The organism is Cellulomonas sp. B6, from assembly GCF_001462455.1.
In the GTDB taxonomy this organism is placed as follows: domain Bacteria; phylum Actinomycetota; class Actinomycetes; order Actinomycetales; family Cellulomonadaceae; genus Cellulomonas.
In genome coordinates this window covers 1-19,879 of sequence record NZ_LNTD01000010.1, presented here as the reverse complement: position 1 = coordinate 19,879, position 19,879 = coordinate 1, and the positions used below count along the sequence as shown (strand labels likewise).

Here is a 19,879-nt window from a genome sequence, read left to right as displayed (position 1 = left end):
CCCGCGCGTCGAACCGCCGGCACGTGCACCGCCGGCGGCGGGGTACGTGTCGCGCAGCTTGCGCACGACCGGGGGCTCGATCGTCGAGGACGCCGAGCGGACGAACTCACCGAGCTCGTTCAGCTTGGTCATGAGGGACTTGCTGTCGACTCCGAGCTCCTTGGCGAGCTCGTAGACGCGGACCTTGGCCACATCTCTCCTGTCCTGGTCCGCCCCGGACAGGGTGGACCGTCGTTAGTGCTGGGTACTCATCGCTGGGTACTCATCGGTGCGTGCTCATCGGGTCGCCATCGGCTTCCAACCCGCTTCCCTGTCGACGGTCGGCACCGGGGTCGGTCCCCGGCGCCGTGGTGCTCTGCTGTGGCTGGTCCTGCTCCGCGGCCCGCGCGACGGCGCGTGCCACGTCCTCGGTGCCCCAGGGGCCCGGGTTCCGCAGCGCGCGTCCGAACGCCCGCCGCTTCTCGGCGAGCTCGAGGCACCGCTGGTCGGGGTGCAGCCACGCACCCCGGCCCGGCATCCGGCGACGCTCGTCGACGACCAGCACGGGAGAACCCGTGCCGCCCTCGGCGAGCACCACCCTCAGCAGGGCCGACCTGGGCCCGGTTCCACGGCACCCCACGCACGTGCGGACAGGCCCCTGCTCGGGCACGGGAGGTGCGGGATCGGGGGTCCGCCTGCTCGGCGGGAGGTGCCGGGCGCTCGGCCCAGCCTCCGTCAGTCTAGCGCGCCGGGTCACCGGGCGTGACCGGACGCCCCCGCAGGAGGGCCGTCGGGGGTCGTGGGGGCCGCGCCGGCGGCCGGCTCGGCGTCGGACCGGATGTCGATCCGCCACCCCGTGAGCTTCGCGGCGAGGCGGGCGTTCTGCCCCTCCTTGCCGATCGCGAGCGAGAGCTGGTAGTCCGGCACGACGACGCGCGCGGCCTTCGCGTCACGGTCGACGACCGTGACGTCGAGCACACGCGCGGGTGACAGCGCGTGCGCGATCATCTCGGCGGGGTCGTCGGAGTGGTCGACGATGTCGATCTTCTCGCCGTGCAGCTCGGCCATCACGGCACGCACGCGCCCGCCCATGGGGCCGATGCAGGCGCCCTTGGCGTTGACGCCGGCGACGTTGGCGCGCACGGCCATCTTGGTCCGGTGGCCGGCCTCGCGCGCCATCGCGGTGATCTCGACGGTCCCGTCGGCGATCTCGGGCACCTCCAGCGCGAAGAGCTTGCGCACGAGGTTGGGGTGCGTGCGGGACAGCGTGATCTGCGGACCACGGGGGCCGCGCGCGACGTCGAGCACGAACCCGCGCAGGCGCTCGCCGTGCACGTACCGCTCGCCCGGGACCTGCTCGTGCTGCGGGAGCACGGCCTCGACGCCGCCGACGTCCACGAGCACCGTGCGCGGGTCGCGCCCCTGCTGGATGACCCCGCCGAGCACCTCGCCGGCCTTGCCGCGGAACTGGCCGAGCACCTGGTCGTCCTCGGCGTCGCGCAGGCGCTGGACGATCACCTGGCGCGCGGTCGACGTCGCGATGCGGCCGAACCCGGCGGGCGTGTCCTCGTACTCGGGGGGCTCGGGGGCGTCCTCGGGGGCGTCCTCGTCGCGCGGGTCGCGCGCCCACACGGTCACGTGCCCCGTGCGCCGGTCCACCTCGACGCGCGCCCGCTGCTGCGCACCGGGCGTGCGGTGGTAGGCCGAGAGCAGCGCCTGCTCGATCGCCTCCACCAGCACGTCGAGGCTGATCTCGCGCTCGCGCTCGATGAGTCGCAGCGCCTGCATGTCGATGTCCACGTCAGCCCCTCACTGCGCCGGCGTCGTGCCGGCCGGCGTCCTCGTCGGACTCGTCGTCGCGCACCGCGGCGAGGTCCACCTGCACACGTGCGTCGCGCACGTCCTGCCATGCCAACGTCACGGGTGCGCCCTCGACGGGGCGGCGCCCCTTGCCGGGGACGGTCACGGGCACGACGACGACCGTGGGTTCGGCGCCCGCGGCGACGTCGTCCAGCCGGCCCGTCACCGTGCGCCCGTCGACCGCGCGCACGACGACCGTGCGCCCCACCGCGCGGCGCCAGTGACGGGCCGCGGTGAGCGGACGCTCGGCGCCCGGGCTGCCGACCTCGAGGGTGTACACGCCCGGCACGACGTCGGCCGCGTCCAACGCGTCCGACACGGCCTGCGTGACGTCGCCCACACGGTCCAGGTCGAGCGCTCCGAGGTCGTCCTCGGTGAGGTCCACGACGACGCGGACGACGGTCCGCCCCCCGCTGCGTGCGACCTCGAGGTCGTCCAGCAGCAGGCCGGCGCCGGTCACGGCGGCCTCCACGACCTCCCGCACGCGCGGTGCGGTTCCTGGCGCGACCATGACTCGGCCTCCTGTCGGCTCTCCTGCTGCGGGGCGCAGGCGGCGACCCTGTGACGTTGTCGCACCAGCGTAACGACTCCCGACGGGCCCACCCGACGTGCCCGCCCGGCGTGCTCGGCGCGGACGCCCGGCCGTGGGAGGATCGCGACCGATGCGCCCGTCCTCCTCCCCCCGTCCCACGCGTCGGCCCGTGCCCGGTCGGGGCGCCCGCGCGAGCCGCTCGCTGCGCGCCGTCGTCGCGCTGCTCGTGGGGACGCTCCCCCTGGTCGGGTGCGACCTGCGACTCGAGACGCCCCCGCCGGCCGAGCCGTCGCCGGACGCGACCGAGCAGGTGCGCGCACGCACGGTCGACGACGCGCTCGCCCTCGCCGCAGCAGCAGCGGCGCTGTCGTCGCAGGGCGCCGACGACGCGGTCCGGACCACGCTCGACGACGTCGCGGCCTTCTCGACGCGGCACGCCGAGGAGCTGGGCGGCGTCTACGACTCCGGGCTGCCCGCGCCGACGCCCGCGGCGACGCCGAGCCCGGCGCGCGCGCTGCCCGAGGACGTCACCGGACTGCTGACCGAGCTCGCCACCGCCGCGGACCGCGCCACCGGCGATGCCGACGACGTCCCGGACGGTGCGCTCGCACGTCTCGTGGGATCGGTCGCCGTCGCGCGCGACGCGCTCGCCGACCGGCTCGCGTCGACGTCCGGCCTCCCGCGCCCCGAGCGCGCGACGGCAGCCGACGGCGGGCCGCAGGACGACGACCAGGGCGACGACGCCTCCCCCGCGTCCGACGCCGCGGCGACGGCCGACGGCACGGCGACGGCCGATGGCACGGCGGCGGCCGGCACGGACGCCCCGGCCGCCGCGGTCGCGCTCGCGCACGACGAGGCGGCCTGGACCTTCACCGTGCTGGCCGCGCGCACGTCGGACGACCGGCGCGCGGCGCTGCTGGCCGCGTCCGCGCGCCACCGCGCGGCGTCCGACGACTGGGCCCGCGCCGCCGGCGTCGAGGGGCGTCCGCAGGACCCGCGCCGTGCGGCGTACGCGCTGCCCGCGACGCTCGACGACCCCGCGGTGGCCGACGCGCTGCCCCGCACGCTCGAGCAGGCCGTCGCCGACGCGTGCTCGGCAGCGGTCGCGTCGTCGTCGGCCGGTGCGCGCGACGACGCGCTCGACTGCCTGCTCGAGGCGACCGGTGCCGCGACCGCGGCGGGCGCGGCGTCCGTGCCGTTCCCGGGCATGCCGGAACTCGCGACCACGCCCGTCGGCTGATCCGCGGATAGCGCTCCAGCAGCCGCCGGGCGCCCGCGTCGCTGCGCGGGTGCCCGACGGAGCCGGTGGTGTCAGCCGGCGAGCAGCTCGTCCACGAGCTCGGCGACGCGGTCCGCGGCGGCGCCGACCGGCACCTGCTCGGGCGTGCCACCCGTGCGCGGACGCACCTCGACCACGCCCTCGGCCAGGCCCCGGCCCACGACGACGACGAGCGGGACGCCCAGGAGCTCGGCGTCGGCGAACTTGACCCCGGGCGACACCTTCGGACGGTCGTCGAACAGCACCTCGACGCCGCGCGCGGAGAGGGTCTCGGCCAGGGCCGTCGCCGCCTCGAGGACGGCCTCGTCCTTACCGGTCGCCACGACGTGCACGTGCGCGGGTGCGACGTCGGCGGGCCACGCGAGCCCCCGGTCGTCGTGGTTCGCCTCGGCCAGCGCGGCCAGGACGCGCGTCACGCCGATCCCGTAGGAGCCCATCGTGACGACCTGGGACTTGCCGTTCTGGTCGAGCACGCTCAGGCCCAGCGCCTGCGCGTACTTGCGGCCCAGCTGGAAGATGTGGCCGATCTCGATGCCACGCGCGAGCTCGAGCGGACCCGAGCCGTCGGGCGCGGGGTCACCCGCGCGCACCTCGGCGGCCTCGACCGTGCCGTCGGCCGTGAAGTCACGCCCGGCGACGAGGTCGAACACGTGCCGTCCGGGTGCGTCCGCGCCGGTGATCCAGCGCGTGCCCGGCACGACCCGCGGGTCGAGCAGGTACCGCACCGCGGTCCGCTCGGCGCCGTCGGCGACCGGCACGTTGGGGCCGAGCGCCCCGGGGCCGATGTAGCCGCGGACGAGCTCGGGGTGCGCGGCGAAGTCGGCGTCGCCGGCAGGCTCGACCTCGGCGGGCGCGACGGCGGCCTCGAGACGCTTGAGGTCGACCTCGCGGTCGCCGGGCAGGCCCACGACGAGCAGCTCACGCTCCCCCGTCGGGTGCACGAGCGCCAGCACGACGTTCTTGAGCGTGTCGGCCGCCGTCCAGGCCCGGTCGGCGCGCGCGAAGCGCTCGTTGGCGAGGGCGACGAGCGAGTCGATCGTCGGGGTGTCGGGCGTGTCCTCGACGTGCGCCACGGGCGCGTCGGACCAGTCGAGCGGTTCGGGCACGACGGTCGTCACGGCCTCGACGTTGGCCGCGTAGCCGCCGGCCGAGCGGACGAACGTGTCCTCGCCGATGGTCGTCGGCGTGAGGAACTCCTCCGAGCGCGAGCCACCCATCGCGCCGGACGTCGCCGCGACGATGACGTACTCCAGGCCGAGGCGCTCGAAGATCCGCTGGTACGCACCGCGCTGCGCCTCGTAGGACGCCGCCAGACCGGCGTCGTCGACGTCGAACGAGTACGCGTCCTTCATGACGAACTCGCGACCTCGGATCAGCCCCGCGCGCGGACGCGCCTCGTCGCGGTACTTCGTCTGGATCTGGTACAGCGCGAGCGGCAGGTCCTTGTACGACGAGTACAGGTCCTTGACCAGGAGCGTGAACATCTCCTCGTGCGTGGGCGCGAGCAGGTAGTCACCGCCCCGCCGGTCCTTGAGCCGGAAGATGTTCGGCCCGTACTCCTCCCACCGCCCCGTCGCCTCGTAGGGCTCCTTGGGCAGCAGCGCCGGGAAGTGGACCTCCTGCGCCCCGATCGCCGCCATCTCCTCGCGGACGACCTGCTCGACCTTCGCGAGCACGCGCAGGCCGAGCGGGAGCCAGGTGTAGATGCCGGGGGCGGCGCGGCGGATGTACCCCGCGCGCACGAGGAGCTTGTGGCTGGCCACCTCGGCGTCGGCGGGGTCCTCACGCAGCGTGCGGACGAACAGCGTGGACATGCGCAGGAGCATGCCCACGAGCCTAGTGGGCGCGGGCGGTCCGGCCCGCACTCCCCGTCGGCCCGGCCCCTGTCCGTCGAGGGCCGGCGGTGCGAGGATGCCGGGGTGCCGGAGCTGCCCGAGGTGGAGGCGCTCGCGCGGTTCGTGCGCGGGCGGACGGTCGGCCGTGCGGTGACCCGGGTCGAGGTCGCGGCGATCAGCGCGCTGAAGACCTTCCGCCCACCGCCGACGGCGCTGCGGGACGGCACGGTCCTCGACGTGCGCCGGCACGGCAAGTGGCTCGACCTGACCGTCGCGACGCCCGCCGACGGCGAGCTGCACCTCGTGTGGCACCTCGCGCGCGCCGGGTGGCTGCGCTGGTACGACGCGCTCCCCGAGCGTCCGGCACGGCCGGGGAAGTCCCCGATCGCGCTGCGCGTCGGGTTCGACGACGGCACGGGCTTCGACCTCACCGAGGCCGGCACCCGCAAGCGCCTGGCGGTGCACGTCGTCACCGACCCCGCCGACGTCCCGCCCGTCGGGTCGCTGGGGGTCGAGCCGCTGTCGGACGAGTTCACCCCCGAGCGCCTCGGGACGCTGCTGGCCGCCCGCAACCAGCAGGTCAAGGGTCTGCTGCGCGACCAGGGCACGATCGCGGGCATCGGCAACGCGTACTCCGACGAGATCCTGCTGGTCGCGCGCACGAGCCCGTTCGCGCCGACCCGCTCCTACGACGCGGCGCGCACGGCGACGCTCCACGCCGCGATCCGTGCGGTCCTCACCGAGGCGGTCGAGACCGCGTCCGGGCGCCCCGCGGCCGAGCTCAAGGACGCCAAGCGGCGCGGCATGCGCGTGCACGGGCGCACCGGTCTGCCGTGCCCCGGCTGGGACGGCACGCCGTGCGGCGACACCGTGCACGAGGTGTCGTTCGCCGACTCGTCGTTGCAGTACTGCCCGACGTGCCAGACGGGCGGCCGCCCGTTGGCCGACCGGCGCATGTCGCGCCTGCTGCGCTGACCGCGCCGCCCGCGGACGCACCCGACGGCCGTCCGCAGCCGGATCGCGGAACCGCCCCGGCGTCGACGCCCGCGCGGCTAGCGTGGTCGCCGTGAGGCCCACCGTGCGCGACCACGCGCTGCCCGCCCGCTTCGCGGTGGTCGCGGGCGTCACGCTCGCGCTCCTCGTCGTCTCGCAGATCCTCCTGGCGCTGGGTCACGGCGTCGCGGCGTGGGCCCTGCTGCTGCTCACGGGCGTCGTCTCGGCCGGCAGCCACCTGGACTGGCGTCGGCGCGTCGACGGCGGACCGGTGGGCACGACCGCCGGCGGCGTCGCCCTCGTGGTCGCGCAGGTCGCGCTGTGCGGCGGCGCGTCGGTCCTCGCCCGCTCGCTCGCCGCGGACGCCCTCGCGCTCGCCGTGGCCGTCGCCGCGCTCGCCGGTGCGCTCGGCACCGCGCTGCTGCGCTGGTGGCAGCTGCGGCCCGTCGCCCCCGACCCGGTCGTCGGTCGGGCCGCGAGAGAGCAGCTCGGAGCCGCCCACCGGGGCGGCGCGTCCGCGGACGATCCCGGCCGGAACGGCACCAAGCGTCAGAACAGCACCGTCGCGTAGGCGCCGACCTCGCGGAAGCCCACCGCCTCGTACGCCCGGACGGCACGCGTGTTGTAGCCGTTGACGTACAGCGACACGACGGGCGCGACGTCGGCCCGCGTGGCCTGCACGACCGCGGCCATGCCGCTCTCCGAGAGCCGCTCGCCGCGTCGCTCGGGGTCGACCCACACCCCCTGGACCTGCGCCACCCCGCACGCGACCGCCGGCACCTCGGCCTTGAAGACCACCTGCGGGCGTCGACGCGCACCGCGCTCGACCAGGACGAACGACCGACCCTCGTCGACCAGCCGACGCACCCGGACCTCGTAGGGCCCACCCGGCCCGCTGGCCGGTGAGTAGCCGACCTCCTCGGTGAACATGCGGACGCACGCCGGCAGCACGATGTCGTACTCGTCGGGTCGTGAGCGCCGGACCCGGGGGTCGGGCGCGACGCGGGGTGCGGCGTCGATGACCATGGACGGCTGGTGGGCGCGGACCTCGCGCTCGGCGGGCCACACGCGCCGCAGACGGGACCACAGCCCGAGCACCGGCTCCGCCGCCCCGACGATCGACGAGCAGCGACGACCGCGCGCGGCGCCGAGCTCGGCGAACGCGTCCAGCGCGCGCCGCACGACGTCCGGGTCGGCCGTGCCGACCACCGGGACGAGGTTCGCCCCCACCCAGCACACGGCGTGCAGCGCACCGTCCTCGACGTAGCCCCACAGCTCACCCCCGGCACGGCGTACGCCCTGCTCGGCGGCCTGCACGAGCCTGCTCGAGGCGAGCACGGAGGCCACGGGGTCGAGCGCGCACACCGCGAGCGCGGCGGGCACGTCGCCGTCGGCGAGGACGACGGCGCCGGTCCGTCCGCCGAGCGTCGTCACGGGCGGCGTCACCATGTCCTGAGTGTGCACCACGTCCGGTGCGGACGCCGTGCACGCACCGCCGTCGCCGACGACGCTCGCGGGCCGGACCCGCGTCCGCTCACCCGACGGTGACGACGGGTGAGCCGTCGCCCGACTCCACGGGGTCCATGGACTCGGCGAGGCGCATGGCCTCCTCGATCAGCGTCTCGACGATCATGGCCTCGGGCACGGTCTTGATGACCTCGCCCTTGACGAAGATCTGGCCCTTGCCGTTGCCCGACGCGACGCCCAGGTCGGCCTCGCGCGCCTCGCCAGGCCCGTTGACGACGCAGCCCATGACGGCGACGCGCAGCGGCACCTCCATGCCCTCGAGCCCCGCCGTGACCTTCTCCGCGAGCGTGTAGACGTCCACCTGGGCGCGCCCGCACGACGGGCAGGACACGATCTCCAGCTTGCGGGGTCGCAGGTTGAGCGACTGCAGGATCTGGATGCCGACCTTGACCTCCTCGACGGGAGGCGCGGACAGCGACACGCGGATGGTGTCGCCGATGCCCTTGCTCAGCAGCGCGCCGAACGCGGTCGCGGACTTGATGGTGCCCTGGAAGGCCGGCCCGGCCTCGGTGACGCCCAGGTGCAGCGGCCAGTCGCCCCGCTCGGCGAGCAGCTCGTAGGCCCGGACCATCACGACGGGGTCGTTGTGCTTGACGCTGATCTTGAAGTCGCGGAACCCGTGCTCCTCGAACAGCGACGCCTCCCACACGGCGGACTCGACGAGCGCCTCGGGCGTCGCCTTGCCGTACTTCGCGAGCAGGCGCGGGTCGAGCGAGCCGGCGTTGACGCCGATCCGGATCGAGACGCCGGCGTCCGTGGCCGCCTGGGCGATCTCCTTGATCTGGTCGTCGAACTTGCGGATGTTGCCGGGGTTGACACGCACGGCCGCGCAGCCGGCGTCGATCGCCGCGAACACGTACTTCGGCTGGAAGTGGATGTCCGCGATCACGGGGATCTGCGACTTGCGCGCGATCGCGGGCAGCGCCTCGGCGTCGTCCTGGCTCGGCACCGCGACGCGCACGATGTCGCAGCCGGCGGCCGTGAGCTCGGCGATCTGCTGCAGCGTCCGGTTGATGTCCGTCGTCGGCGTCGTGGTCATCGACTGCACCGAGACGGGGGCGTCACCACCGACCTCGACCTTGCCGACGCGGATCTTGCGGGACGCGCGCCGGGGGGCCAGGACGGGGGCTGGCGCCTGCGGCATGCCGAGGCTGATCGGTGTGCTCACGTGCCCATCATCCCATCCCCCGGGCCTCCGGGCGCTGTCGTACGGGTGAGGTGGCTGCACGTGCACGGGGCCGACACGGGACGTGCACGCGTCGCTCCCCCCGTGCGGCGCGGACCCGTCAACCGATGCGGACGGGGTTGACGATGTCGAGGTAGACGAGCAGCAGGCCCACGCCTCCCAGCAGCACGAAGACCGTGTAGGCGAGCGGCACGAGGCGCGCCGAGTCCGACGGTCGCGGTCGCGACGCCCCCCGCACGCGCGCGGCCTGGCGCCGAGCACCCTCCCACAGCGCGGTCACGACGTGACCGCCGTCCAGCGGCGGCAGGGGCAGCAGGTTGAAGACGAACAGCGCCAGGTTGAGCATCGCGAGGGTCGACAGGAGTCCGGCGGCGCGCACCGCGACCGGCTCGGAGTCCATCGAGGCGATCTCGCCGGCGAACCGGCCGATGCCGACGGGGCCGACGATCGAGGTCACGTCGCGTTCGCCGCCCGAGACGGTCGTGGCGACGAGGTCCACGACCCGCTGCGGGAGGGTCACGACGACCTTCATCGTCTCCCACGTGCCGGTCGCGGCGACGGTGAGCGCCTCGCCGAGCGGCTGGCGCTGGATCTCGCTCGCGGGCGAGATCCCGAGGAACCCGACGGGACGCAGCACCGGCTGCCCGTCGGCGCCCGTCACGACGTTCCCGTCGCCGTCGACCTGCGGCCGGTCGGCCACGACCGGCGCGGCGGTGAGCTCGACCTCGCGCCCGTCGCGCTCCACGACGACCGGCACCGACCGGTCCGTCGTGTCGCGGATCAGGCCGCTGACCTGGGCCCACGACGTCACCTCGACGCCGTCGTACGACACGATGCGGTCACCGGGCTCCAGGCCAGCGGCGGCCGCGGGTGCCGCGGGGTCGTCGGCGGTGCAGGGGGTGCCCGCGGGGGCGTCGGCCGCGACGATGCACTCCGACACGCTCGCGACCGTCGTGCTCGACGCCGGGATGCCGATGCCGACGTAGGCGACGACGAGCAGGACGACCGCGATGAACAGGTTCATCACGGGCCCACCGAGCATGACGACGAGCTTCTTGGGCGTCGACAGACGGTAGAACGCGCGGTGGTCCTCACCGGGCCTGATCTCGTCGGCGCTCGCGGCGCGCGCGTCGGCCGCGACGCGCTGGAACCAGTTGCGCGGCGCGCGGGCTCCGACCGCGTCGTCCGTCGGGTACATGCCGATGAGCCGGACGTAGCCACCGAGCGGCAACGCCTTGACGCCGTACTCGGTCTCGCCGCGCGTGCGCGACCACAGGGTGGGTCCGAAGCCGACCATGTACTGGCTGACGCGCACACCGAACCGCTTGGCGGGCACCATGTGCCCCACCTCGTGCAGCGCGATCGACGCGAGCAGCACGACGACGAACACGAGCACCCCGACGAGGGCCTCCACCTGACACCACCTCCCGCGGGCCCGGCGGCCCGCCCCTGCGCGCCCCAGCGTACGTCCGCGCCGCCCCATGCTGGGGTCGGGACCTGGACGTCCGCTGGGAGGTCGCCCGGACGGACGAGCGAGGTCACGCCGGACGCGGGCCGTGCACGCCCGCCGGTGGACCCGGGCCGCCTTGCCGCCACCTCGCCCGCACGCGACGATCAGCCGCATGACCCAGCAGCGGACCGAGACGCCGCAGTCCCCCCGAGCCGTGGCGGTCCGCACGTGAGCGTCGTCGCGGCTCCCCCGTGGTCCGACGGCGCGGCCGCCCGTGCCGTGCACGCCCCTCTCGACGGCGACACGACGGCCGACGTCGTCGTCGTGGGCGCGGGCGCGACCGGCCTGTGGACCGCGTACTACCTCCTCGAGGCCGACCCCGCGCTCGACGTGCTGCTCCTCGAGGCCGGCACGGTCGGCTCCGGCACGAGCGGCAGCACCGCCTTCGGGTGCTCGGCGGCGTTCCCGGTCGGCCCCGACGCGCTCGCGCGGGACCACGGGCCCGACGACGTCCGTGCGCTGCGGGCGGCGCTGCGCGACACGGTCGTCGAGGTGGGCGGCGTCAGCGCCGCCGAGGAGATCGACTGCGGGTTCACGTTCGGCGGTCACGTCACGCTCGCCCGGTCCGCGCGGCAGGCGGCGCACCTGCACGCCCGGGCCGCGCAGGCGCTGCGCTGGGAGGACGAGCTGCACGTCCTGGACCAGGCGGGCGTCACGGCGCACGTGCGGTCGCCGCAGGTGGTCGCCGGGGCGTGGACGCCCGATGCGGCACGCCTGGCGCCCGCGCGGCTCGTGCACGGCCTGGCCCGCGTCGTCGGGCAGCGCGGGGTCCGCCTCGCGGAGGGCACGCGCGCGCTGCGCGTGTCCCCGCGCGCGGTCGTCACGGATCACGGCACGGTGCGGTGCCGGCACGTCGTCCGGGCCACGGGTGCGTCGGGACCGGGTCCCGTGGCCGCGCCCGTGGCCGCGGTGCAGGTGCCCGCGATCGCGACGCAGCCGCTGCCGGCCGCCACGTGGCGCGAGATCGGGCTCGCCCGCGGCGAGTCCTTCGGAGTCGCGGGCCACGTCGCGGTGCACGGGCACCGCACGTCGGACGGGCGTCTCGTGGTCACGTGCCGGGCCGCCGCACGCGCGGGCGACACGGGGCACCGAGGACGGCTCCCCCACGCGCACGAACGGCTGCGGCGCACCCTCGTCGACCTGTTCCCGGTGCTCGCCGACCACGCCGTGACGCACGCGTGGACCACACCGCTGGGCGTGACGCGCGACGGGTACGCCTCGGTGGGCCTCGACCGCACGACGGGCGTGGCGTGGTCGGGCGGCCACGATCACGACGGGGTCGGCCTCGCGAACCTCGCCGGACGGACGCTCGCCGACCTCCTGACCGGCGTCGACAGCCCGCTGACGGGACTGCCGTGGGTCGGGCACCGCTCTCCCGGCTGGCCGTCCGGGCTGCGGCACCTCGGCGCGCGCGCCACGATCCGCGGCGGGTCGTGGGTGGACCGCGTCGAGGAGCGCACCGAGCGCGCCGGCCGTGTCATCGCCGCTCTCGGGCGGGACCGAGGCTGACCGGGGCCGCACCCCCCGCGTGCCTCAGCGGCCGGCGAGCACCTCGTGGGCGCGCGTGCGGGCCCAGCGCTCGGCGTCGAGCACGGCCTCGAGCGTGAGGTCCGCGGCCGCCGTGCCGTCGTGCTCCTCGAGCACCCGGGCGACCGTCGCGACGACCTGGCCGAAGCCGATCCTCCCGGCGAGGAACGCGGCGACGCCCTCCTCGTTGGCGGCGTTGTAGACGGCCGGGTGGGTGGCGGAGGCCGCCACGGCGCCGCGGGCCAGCGCGACCGCCGGGAACACGGCCTCGTCGAGCGGCTCGAACGTCCAGGCCGTCGCGGCGGTCCAGTCGCACGCGCGCGCGGCGTCCGGGACGCGGTCCGGCCACGCCAGCCCGAGCGCGATCGGCAGCCGCATGTCGGGCGGCGAGGCCTGCGCGATCGTGGACCCGTCGACGAACTCGACCATCGAGTGCACGACGGACTGCGGGTGGACGACGACGGCGACGTCCGCGACCGGCACGTCGAACAGCAGGTGCGCCTCGATGAGCTCCAGGCCCTTGTTCATGAGGCTCGCGGAGTTCACCGTGACGACCGGGCCCATCGACCACGTGGGGTGCGCGAGCGCCTGCGCGGGCGTCGCGGCCGCGACCTGCTCGGCCGTCCAGCCGCGGAACGGACCGCCCGACGCCGTCAGCACGAGCCGTCGGACCTCGCGGGGCGCACCCGAGCGCAGCGCCTGCGCGATCGCCGAGTGCTCGGAGTCCACCGGCACGACCTGGTCGGGCCGCACGGCCACCGCGTGCACGAGCGGGCCGCCCACGACCAGGGACTCCTTGTTCGCCAGCGCGAGCGTGCTGCCGGCACGCAGCGCCGCGAGCGTCGGGAGCAGGCCGACGGACCCCGTGATGCCGTTGAGGACGACGTCCGCGCCGGAGCCCGCGAGCTCGGCGGCGGCGTCAGGGCCCGTCAGGACCCGGGTTCCCGGCAGCGCGTCGCGCACCGCGGCCGCCGCCGACGGGTCCGCCACGGCCACGACCGGCACCGCGTGCGCACGCGCCTGCTCGACCAGCAGGTCGACGTGCGCACCACCGGCGGACAGACCGGTCACGACGAACCGGTCCGGGTTCGCCGCCACGATGTCGAGCGCCTGCGTGCCGATCGACCCCGTCGAGCCCAGCACCACGACCGAGCGTGTCATGCCGTCGTCCCCCCGCGCCGCGCCGTCCTCGTCACTCGACGCCGAGCAGGACCTCGACCGCACGCGCGACGAACGCGTCGACCGGGCCCTCCGCGTAGCCGTTGCGCCCGTTGCGCCCGCGGAACGTGGTCGACCGGACCTCGGCCGCCGTGAGCGGGGCACCGGTGTCGAAGTAGGCGACGAGCCGGTGGCACAGCTCGTCGACGTCGGCCGGCTCGTAGCCCGGCCGACGCCCCTCGGGCGGCGCGAACCTGTCGCCGTCGGGGCGACCGAGCCGCCCGTAGAGCGTGCGCGCCTGCGTGCCGAGGTGCGCCATCCAGGCCTCCTGGCCCTTCTCGGCGACGAACTGCGCGCGGTGCCGGGCGACGAACGCCGCCTCCAGCCGGTCGAGCGCCGCGTCGACCGCGGCCGTGACGTAGCCGCCGCGCACCATGTCGAACGCGACGTGCCGCACGTCGGCACCCGACATCGTGTCGGCCGGGCCCTGCTCGTAGACGGAGCGCGCGTGCGAGAAGAACTCGTCGACCTCGTCCGGGTCGTACCCCCGACGCAGGCCGGACACCGTCCGGAACATCCCGTCGCTCACTCGTCCTCCTCCGCCGCGAGCTGACCGCACGCACCGTCGATGTCGCTGCCGCGCGTGTCCCGGATGGTCGTCGGGATCCCGTGCGCACGCAAGCGTGCCACGAACTCGCGCTCGACCTCGGGATCGCTCGCCGTCCAGCGCGAGCCGGGGGTCGGGTTCAGCGGGATCGGGTTGCAGTGCACCCACCCCGTCCCGCCACGGGCCAGCAGCTTCTCCCCCAGCAGGTCCGCACGCCACGCGTGGTCGTTCACGTCCCGGATCAGCGCGTACTCGATGGACACACGGCGCCCGGTCGCGTCGAAGTACCGGCGCGCCGAGTCCAGCGCCTCGTCTACGGACCAGCGGGTGTTGACCGGCACGAGCTCGGAGCGCAGCTCGTCGTCGGGGGCGTGCAGCGACAGCGCGAGCGTCACGGGGATCCCCTCGCCCGCGAGCTTGTCCATCGCCGGCACCAGGCCGACGGTCGAGACCGTGACGTTGCGCGCCGACATGCCCAGGCCGTCGGGCGCCGGTGCCACGAGCCTGCGCACGGTCGCCATGACCGACTTGTAGTTGGCGAGCGGCTCCCCCATGCCCATGAACACGACGTTGCTCAGGCGGGTCTCGCCGCCGGGGACCTCTCCCGCGGCCAGCGCACGCGCCGCCTCGCGGACCTGCTCGACGATCTCGGCGGTCGACAGGTTGCGCAGCAGACCCATCTTGCCGGTCGCGCAGAACGAGCACGCGAGCCCGCAGCCGGCCTGCGACGACACGCACAGCGTCGTGCGGTTGGCGTACCGCATGAGGACCGACTCGACCTTGGCGCCGTCGAACAGGTGGTACAGGGTCTTGACCGTGGTGCCGTGGTCGGCCGACAGCGTGCGGCTGGTCGTCAGGAGCTGCGGGAACAGGTCGGCCACGAGCACGTCGCGCGACGCCTTCGGCAGGTCCGTCATCGCCTCGGGGTCGGACGTGAGGTGCGTGAAGTAGTGGGTGGCGAGCTGCCTGGCCCGGAACGGCTTCTCGCCCAGGGCGGTGACGGCGGCGACCCGCTCGTCCGGCGTGAGGTCGACGAAGTGGCGCGGCGGCTTGCCGCGCGCCCCGCGACTGGTCGCGGTGAGCTGCAGGCGCACGGGTGCGGCGCTGTCCTTCGTGCCGTTGCTCGGCGAGGTGCTCATCGGCGGCGCCTCCTTCAGGTGGGGGGGTGGGGCGGTCAGCCGGCGGCGGGCTGCAGGACCGAGAGCAGGACCCACACCGTCGGTGCCGAGAGCAGCAGGGAGTCGAGCCGGTCCAGGACGCCGCCGTGGCCGGGCAGCAGCCGACCCATGTCCTTGAGCTCGAGGTCGCGCTTGAGCATGGACTCGGCGAGGTCGCCGAGCGTCGCGCTCGCGACGGTCCCGACCCCGAGCAGCGCGCCGACGATCGCGTCGCCGTGGAAGACGGTCTGGACACCCACGACGCCGACGACGCTGGTGAGCACGACCGACCCGACGAGGCCCTCCCACGACTTCTTCGGGCTGACCGAGGGGGCGAGCGGGTGGCGACCCAGCAACGTCCCCACGACGTACCCGCCGGTGTCGCACGCGACGGCCAGCAGGATGAACAACGCGACGCGAGCGGGGCCGTCGGGCTCGGCGAGCATCAGCATCACGAACCCGCCGAGGAACGGCAGGTAGGCCGCCGCGAACGCCGCGGCCGACGCGTCGCGCAGCGCCGCCTCGCCGCTGCCGTCCAGCACGCGCCACACGACGGCGCCGCCGACGGTCAGCAGGAAAGCGACGAACAGCGCCTCGGTGCCCGCGACGTACGCCGAGACGAGGATGCCGGCCGACCCCACCACGAGCGGGACGAGCGGCAGCTGGATCGACCGCCGGGTGAAGGCCTGCGCGAGCTCCCACATGGCCGCACCGACGGCGACCACCGCGAAGACCGCGAACGCCTCCTTGCGGATGAACAGCGAGGCCGCGACGACGACGAGCAGGAGCACGCCGACGGTCACGGCGGCCGGGAGGTTCCGGCCCGCGGTGGTCTTGCGCGGGGCTGCGAGCTGAGTCATCAGACCTCGAGCAGCTCGCTCTCCTTGGAGGCGAGCAGCTGGTCGACCAGCTCGACGTGCTTCTTGGTGAGCGTCTCGAGCTCCTTCTCGGCGCGCGCGACCTCGTCCTCGCCCGCCTCGCCGTCCTTCGCGATGCGGTCGAGCTCCTCCTTGGCCCGGCGGCGCACGGAACGCACCGAGATGCGGGCGTCCTCGGCCTTGGACTTGGCGAGCTTGACGAAGTCCTTGCGGCGCTCGGCCGTCAGGGCGGGGAGCACGACGCGCACGACGCTGCCGTCGTTGGTCGGGTTGACGCCGAGGTCGGAGTCGCGCAGCGCCTTCTCGATCGCCGTCATCGACGACTTGTCGAAGGGCGAGACGAGGATCGTGCGGGCCTCGACGACGTTGAACGACGCCAGCTGCTGCAGCGGCGTCGGGGCGCCGTAGTAGTCGACGAACACCTTCGCGAACATCGCGGCGTTCGCGCGGCCCGTGCGGATCGCGGCGAAGTCCTCCTTCGCGACCTCCACGGCCTTGTCCATCTTCTCCTCGGCCTCGAGGAGTGTGTCGTCGATCACCGGTGCTCCTTCGTGTGGTTCGGACGGCCAGCGGCCGCCGCTGCGGTGGGCGCGGTCGCTCAGCTCGCGGTGACGAGCGTCCCGATCTTCTCACCCGCGAGGGCGCGCGTGACGTTGCCGACCTGCTCGAGCCCGAAGACCCGCATCGGCACGTCGTTGTCGCGGCACAGGCTCAGCGCCGAGGTGTCCATGACGCCCAGCTCGCCGACGATCGCCTCGGTGTACGTGAGGTGGTCGAGCTTGCGGGCGCCGGGGTCGAGGCGGGGGTCGGCGCTGTAGACGCCGTCGACGCCGTTCTTGCCCATGAGGACCTCCTGGCAGTGGGTCTCCAGGGCGCGCTGCACGGCGACGGTGTCGGTCGAGAAGTACGGCAGGCCCGCGCCGGCGCCGAAGATGACGACGCGCCCCTTCTCGAGGTGCCGGATCGCGCGCAGCGGGATGTACGGCTCGGCGACCTGGCCCATCGTGATGGCGGTCTGCACGCGCGTGCTGACGCCCGCCTGCTCCAGGAAGTCCTGCAGCGCGAGGCAGTTCATGACCGTGCCGAGCATGCCCATGTAGTCGGCGCGCGCGCGGTCCATACCGCTGACCTGCAGCTCGACGCCGCGGAAGAAGTTGCCTCCGCCGACGACGATCGCGACCTGCACGCCGTCGCGCACGGCGGCGCCGATCTCCTCGGCGATGCGCCGGACCACGGGGACCGCGAGCCCGACGGCGCCGCCCCCGAAGCTCTCGCCCGAGAGCTTGAGCAGGACTCGCCGCGCCGTCGGCGCGGTCGGCGTGCTGGGGTCCTGGGTCGACGGCTGCTGGCTCACGTGTCCTCCACCTGCTTCGAGCGCCGGGTGCGACGCGCTGGCCGCTGGCTCGACGCGGGTCGCCCGGCGGTCCACGGGCGCCCGGTGCGGCGGTGGCCCCGACCCGATCGGGCCGGGGCCACCGTCGACGTCACGCGGTCAGGCTCCCACGCGGTAGCGGACGAAGCCCGTCACCGTGCCGCCGGCCTCGGCGACGACCTGGGCGACCGTCTTCTTGTTGTCCTTCGCGAAGGCCTGGTCGAGCAGGACGGCCTCCTTGAAGAAGCCGTTGAGCCGGCCCTCGACGATCTTCGCCAGCGCGGCCTCGGGCTTGCCCTCGTTGCGGGCCGTCTCCTCGGCGATGCGGCGCTCGTTCTCGACGACGTCCGCGGGGACCTCGTCACGCGTCAGGTACGACGGCGAGAAGGCCGCGACGTGCGTCGCGATGTCGCGCGCGACGGCGGCACCGGCCGCGTCGGTCGCGACCAGGACGCCGACCTGCGGGGGCAGGTCCTTGTTGACCTTGTGCAGGTAGACCTCGACGTGCTCGCCCGCGAGGCGCGCGACGCGGCGCACGACGATCTTCTCGCCGAGCGTGGCGGCGGTCTCGTCGACGACGGTCTGGACGGGCGTGCCGTCCGACTCGGCGGCGAGCAGCGCGTCGGCGTCGGCCGCACCGGACTCGACGGCGGCCGCGAGGACGCGGTCGGCCAGCGAGATGAAGGTCTGGTTCTTGGCGACGAAGTCCGTCTCGGAGTTGACCTCGACGAGCACGCCGCTCTGGCCCTCGCCGTCGGCGGTGGGGGCGACGTGCGCCGCGACCAGGCCGTCGGAGGCCGCGCGGCCCTCACGCTTGCCCACGCCCTTGAGGCCCTTGACGCGGATGATCTCGAGCGCCTTCTCGGCGTCGCCGTCGGCCTCCTCGAGCGCCTTCTTGACGTCCATCATCCCGGCACCCGTGCGCTCGCGCAGCGCCTTGATGTCGGCCAGCGAGTAGTTCGCCATCAGTTCGATCCGTCCTCGAGTTCTCGTCATGCCGATCGTCCTCGGCATGCCGGGTGCGGCGCGGGGAGTCCCGCGCCGCACCCGTGGGTCCGTGCTCGGCGCCCGTCGGGGCGCCGTGCGTCAGGCCTGCTCGGTGCCCTCGGCGACCTCGGCGGCTGCTGCCTCGGCGGCGGCCTCGACGGCCGGGGCCGCCTCGTCGCCGGGGGTCACGGCCGACTCGGTCGGCGTCGCCTCGCCCGCGGGGGCCTCGGCGTCGCCGGCCTGCGCGGCGGCGGCCTCGACGGCGGCCGTGTCCTGCGCGCCCGCCTCGGCACCGGCGAGGAGCTCGCGCTCCCACTCGGCGAGCGGCTCGGCAGCGGCCTCGGCGCCCTGCGTGGCGGCGGCACCGCCCGAGTGGCGCTTGAGCGTGCCGTCGGCCACGGCGTCCGCGATCACGCGGGTCAGCAGCTGCACGGCGCGGATCGCGTCGTCGTTCCCCGGGATCGGGTAGTCGACGACGTCGGGGTCGCAGTTGGTGTCGAGGATCGCGACGACCGGGATGCCGAGCTTGCGCGCCTCGTCGACCGCGAGGTGCTCCTTGTTCGTGTCGACGATCCACACGGCCGAGGGGACCTTGGCCATGTCGCGGATGCCGCCGAGCGTCTTGGTGAGCTTGTCCTTCTCGCGACGCAGGACGAGCAGCTCCTTCTTCGTCAGGCCCGAGGCCGCGACGTCGTCGAAGTCGATCTGCTCGAGCTCCTTGAGGCGCTGCAGGCGCTTGTGCACGGTCGAGAAGTTGGTGAGCATGCCACCCAGCCAGCGCTGGTTGACGTACGGCATGCCGACGCGCGCGGCCTGCTCGGCGACGGGCTCCTGCGCCTGCTTCTTGGTGCCGACGAACAGGATCGAGCCGCCGTGCGCGACCGTCTGCGAGACGAACTCGTAGGCCCGGTCGATGTAGGACAGCGACTGCTGCAGGTCGACGATGTAGATGCCGTTGCGCTCGGTGAAGATGAAGCGCTTCATCTTGGGGTTCCAGCGGCGGGTCTGGTGCCCGAAGTGGACACCGCTCTCGAGCAGCTGGCGCATGGTCACGACGGCCATGGCACGTCCTTCCGGCGCACGCCCTGCGGCGCACGCGCTCGTGCGGACCCCCCGGGCCCGCGGTCTCGGTTGTCGGCGCGGCCGTCGGCCGTGCCCCTGGTGCCCCCGCCACCCGCGCCGGGCACGAGGCCCGGACCGCTGCGGATGACGTCCCGCTCGTCCCGTCGGAGCCGCCGGACCGGCTCGGGGGCCGGGACGCGGAGCGCCGGCGTGGACGACCGGGGTCGTGGCACGCGAATTCGACCGGCACGCGCCGGTCGTCCAGCAAGTCTAGCCCACCGGTCACGCCGGTCCGACCAGGCCGTCGGCGCCCTGCCGCGCGCGTCCGGCGACCCGCGCCGCTGCGACCGGGCGGCGCCGACCCGCCCCCAGTCCCGGGGCACGGTCGGCGGTCCCCCACGGCGCTCCGCCCCGCCCTCGGGGCGCGCGC

General features: G+C 74.8%; 20 protein-coding genes. 4 read left to right on the top strand and 16 right to left on the bottom strand.

Annotated elements, in window-relative coordinates:
• From ATM99_RS00705 to rimP, 4 genes are all read right to left on the bottom strand, one after another.
• The coding region (locus ATM99_RS00705) for a translation initiation factor IF-2 N-terminal domain-containing protein (protein ID WP_150118034.1) at positions 1–192 on the bottom strand (192 nt) is incomplete at its 3' end.
• Between the two features lie 70 nt (positions 193–262).
• Positions 263–577: a YlxR family protein gene (locus ATM99_RS00700; protein WP_369797958.1), complete on the bottom strand. Its 315-nt coding sequence runs from the start codon at positions 575–577 to the stop codon at positions 263–265.
• Between the two features lie 155 nt (positions 578–732).
• Positions 733–1,779, bottom strand: a complete 1,047-nt coding sequence (nusA, locus tag ATM99_RS00695; RefSeq protein ID WP_062101043.1) for a transcription termination factor NusA — start codon at positions 1,777–1,779, stop codon at positions 733–735.
• Position 1,780: 1 nt separating this feature from the next.
• The gene (gene rimP, locus ATM99_RS00690) at positions 1,781–2,350 is read right to left on the bottom strand and encodes a ribosome maturation factor RimP (RefSeq protein WP_062101042.1); all 570 of its coding nucleotides are present in this window, start codon (positions 2,348–2,350) and stop codon (positions 1,781–1,783) included.
• A gap of 190 nt (positions 2,351–2,540) precedes the next feature.
• Here rimP and ATM99_RS00685 point away from each other — a divergent pair, with 190 nt between their 5' ends.
• Positions 2,541–3,611: a DUF4439 domain-containing protein gene (locus ATM99_RS00685; protein ID WP_062101041.1), complete on the top strand. Its 1,071-nt coding sequence runs from the start codon at positions 2,541–2,543 to the stop codon at positions 3,609–3,611.
• Between the two features lie 71 nt (positions 3,612–3,682).
• Here the strand turns inward: ATM99_RS00685 and ATM99_RS00680 are convergent, their stop codons facing one another.
• Positions 3,683–5,476, bottom strand: a complete 1,794-nt coding sequence (locus tag ATM99_RS00680; protein WP_062101040.1) for a proline--tRNA ligase — start codon at positions 5,474–5,476, stop codon at positions 3,683–3,685.
• Between the two features lie 93 nt (positions 5,477–5,569).
• Between ATM99_RS00680 and ATM99_RS00675 the strand changes: the two genes are divergently transcribed.
• Complete coding sequence (locus ATM99_RS00675) at positions 5,570–6,460, top strand: Fpg/Nei family DNA glycosylase (protein WP_062101039.1); 891 nt, start codon at positions 5,570–5,572, stop codon at positions 6,458–6,460.
• 91 nt (positions 6,461–6,551) lie between these two features.
• Complete coding sequence (locus ATM99_RS00670; protein WP_150118033.1) at positions 6,552–7,049, top strand: hypothetical protein; 498 nt, start codon at positions 6,552–6,554, stop codon at positions 7,047–7,049.
• Here ATM99_RS00670 and ATM99_RS00665 read toward each other — a convergent pair.
• The 3 genes from ATM99_RS00665 to ATM99_RS00655 all read right to left on the bottom strand — a co-directional run bounded on the left by ATM99_RS00665 (position 7,028) and on the right by ATM99_RS00655 (position 10,605).
• Positions 7,028–7,927, bottom strand: coding sequence for a DUF4081 domain-containing GNAT family N-acetyltransferase (locus tag ATM99_RS00665; RefSeq protein ID WP_062101037.1), 900 nt, complete (start codon positions 7,925–7,927; stop codon positions 7,028–7,030). The two genes, ATM99_RS00670 and ATM99_RS00665, sit on opposite strands and share 22 nt — an antisense overlap.
• 85 nt (positions 7,928–8,012) lie before the next feature.
• A complete protein-coding gene (gene ispG, locus ATM99_RS00660) occupies positions 8,013–9,149 on the bottom strand; it encodes a flavodoxin-dependent (E)-4-hydroxy-3-methylbut-2-enyl-diphosphate synthase (protein WP_190278738.1) in 1,137 nt (378 codons plus the stop codon).
• 142 nt (positions 9,150–9,291) lie between these two features.
• A complete protein-coding gene (locus tag ATM99_RS00655) occupies positions 9,292–10,605 on the bottom strand; it encodes an RIP metalloprotease (protein ID WP_062101035.1) in 1,314 nt (437 codons plus the stop codon).
• Between the two features lie 264 nt (positions 10,606–10,869).
• Between ATM99_RS00655 and ATM99_RS00650 the strand changes: the two genes are divergently transcribed.
• Complete coding sequence (locus ATM99_RS00650) at positions 10,870–12,210, top strand: FAD-binding oxidoreductase (RefSeq protein WP_062101034.1); 1,341 nt, start codon at positions 10,870–10,872, stop codon at positions 12,208–12,210.
• A 24-nt stretch (positions 12,211–12,234) separates the two neighbouring features.
• Here the strand turns inward: ATM99_RS00650 and dxr are convergent, their stop codons facing one another.
• From dxr to rpsB, 8 genes are all read right to left on the bottom strand, one after another.
• Positions 12,235–13,389 (bottom strand): 1-deoxy-D-xylulose-5-phosphate reductoisomerase, encoded by a 1,155-nt coding sequence (dxr, locus tag ATM99_RS00645; RefSeq protein WP_062101033.1) that lies wholly within the window; start codon positions 13,387–13,389, stop codon positions 12,235–12,237.
• 31 nt (positions 13,390–13,420) lie between these two features.
• Entirely contained in the window at positions 13,421–13,975 is a 555-nt protein-coding gene (locus ATM99_RS00640) for a DivIVA domain-containing protein (protein ID WP_062101032.1), read from the bottom strand.
• A complete protein-coding gene (gene rlmN / locus ATM99_RS00635) occupies positions 13,972–15,132 on the bottom strand; it encodes a 23S rRNA (adenine(2503)-C(2))-methyltransferase RlmN (RefSeq protein ID WP_062101031.1) in 1,161 nt (386 codons plus the stop codon). Before rlmN ends, ATM99_RS00640 begins: the two co-directional genes overlap by 4 nt.
• 35 nt (positions 15,133–15,167) lie before the next feature.
• Positions 15,168–16,010, bottom strand: coding sequence for a phosphatidate cytidylyltransferase (locus tag ATM99_RS00630; protein ID WP_062101030.1), 843 nt, complete (start codon positions 16,008–16,010; stop codon positions 15,168–15,170).
• Positions 16,010–16,567, bottom strand: coding sequence for a ribosome recycling factor (gene frr / locus ATM99_RS00625; RefSeq protein ID WP_062101029.1), 558 nt, complete (start codon positions 16,565–16,567; stop codon positions 16,010–16,012). The genes ATM99_RS00630 and frr overlap by 1 nt, the downstream gene beginning before the upstream one ends.
• A gap of 59 nt (positions 16,568–16,626) precedes the next feature.
• Positions 16,627–17,382, bottom strand: a complete 756-nt coding sequence (gene pyrH, locus ATM99_RS00620; protein ID WP_062101028.1) for a UMP kinase — start codon at positions 17,380–17,382, stop codon at positions 16,627–16,629.
• A 138-nt stretch (positions 17,383–17,520) separates the two neighbouring features.
• Positions 17,521–18,366 carry a translation elongation factor Ts gene (tsf, locus tag ATM99_RS00615; protein WP_062101027.1) on the bottom strand — a complete coding sequence of 282 codons (846 nt, stop codon included), beginning with the start codon at positions 18,364–18,366 and terminating at the stop codon, positions 17,521–17,523.
• Positions 18,367–18,486: 120 nt separating this feature from the next.
• On the bottom strand, positions 18,487–19,449 hold the full coding sequence (gene rpsB / locus ATM99_RS00610; protein ID WP_062101026.1) for a 30S ribosomal protein S2: 963 nt from the start codon (positions 19,447–19,449) through the stop codon (positions 18,487–18,489).
• Between the last annotated feature and the right edge of the window lie 430 nt (positions 19,450–19,879).

What these genes read in the sequence shown, in the direction of transcription:
- ispG (WP_190278738.1), bottom strand. Translation starts at nt 9,149, where the DNA reads ATGCCGCAGGCGCCAGCCCCCGTCCTGGCCCCCCGGCGCGCGTCCCGC.
- rimP (WP_062101042.1), bottom strand. Translation starts at nt 2,350, where the DNA reads ATGGTCGCGCCAGGAACCGCACCGCGCGTGCGGGAGGTCGTGGAGGCC.
- rlmN (WP_062101031.1), bottom strand. Translation starts at nt 15,132, where the DNA reads ATGAGCACCTCGCCGAGCAACGGCACGAAGGACAGCGCCGCACCCGTG.
- dxr (WP_062101033.1), bottom strand. Translation starts at nt 13,389, where the DNA reads ATGACACGCTCGGTCGTGGTGCTGGGCTCGACGGGGTCGATCGGCACG.
- ATM99_RS00680 (WP_062101040.1), bottom strand. Translation starts at nt 5,476, where the DNA reads ATGCTCCTGCGCATGTCCACGCTGTTCGTCCGCACGCTGCGTGAGGAC.
- ATM99_RS00665 (WP_062101037.1), bottom strand. Translation starts at nt 7,927, where the DNA reads ATGGTGACGCCGCCCGTGACGACGCTCGGCGGACGGACCGGCGCCGTC.
- ATM99_RS00630 (WP_062101030.1), bottom strand. Translation starts at nt 16,010, where the DNA reads ATGACTCAGCTCGCAGCCCCGCGCAAGACCACCGCGGGCCGGAACCTC.
- tsf (WP_062101027.1), bottom strand. Translation starts at nt 18,366, where the DNA reads ATGGCGAACTACTCGCTGGCCGACATCAAGGCGCTGCGCGAGCGCACG.
- rpsB (WP_062101026.1), bottom strand. Translation starts at nt 19,449, where the DNA reads ATGGCCGTCGTGACCATGCGCCAGCTGCTCGAGAGCGGTGTCCACTTC.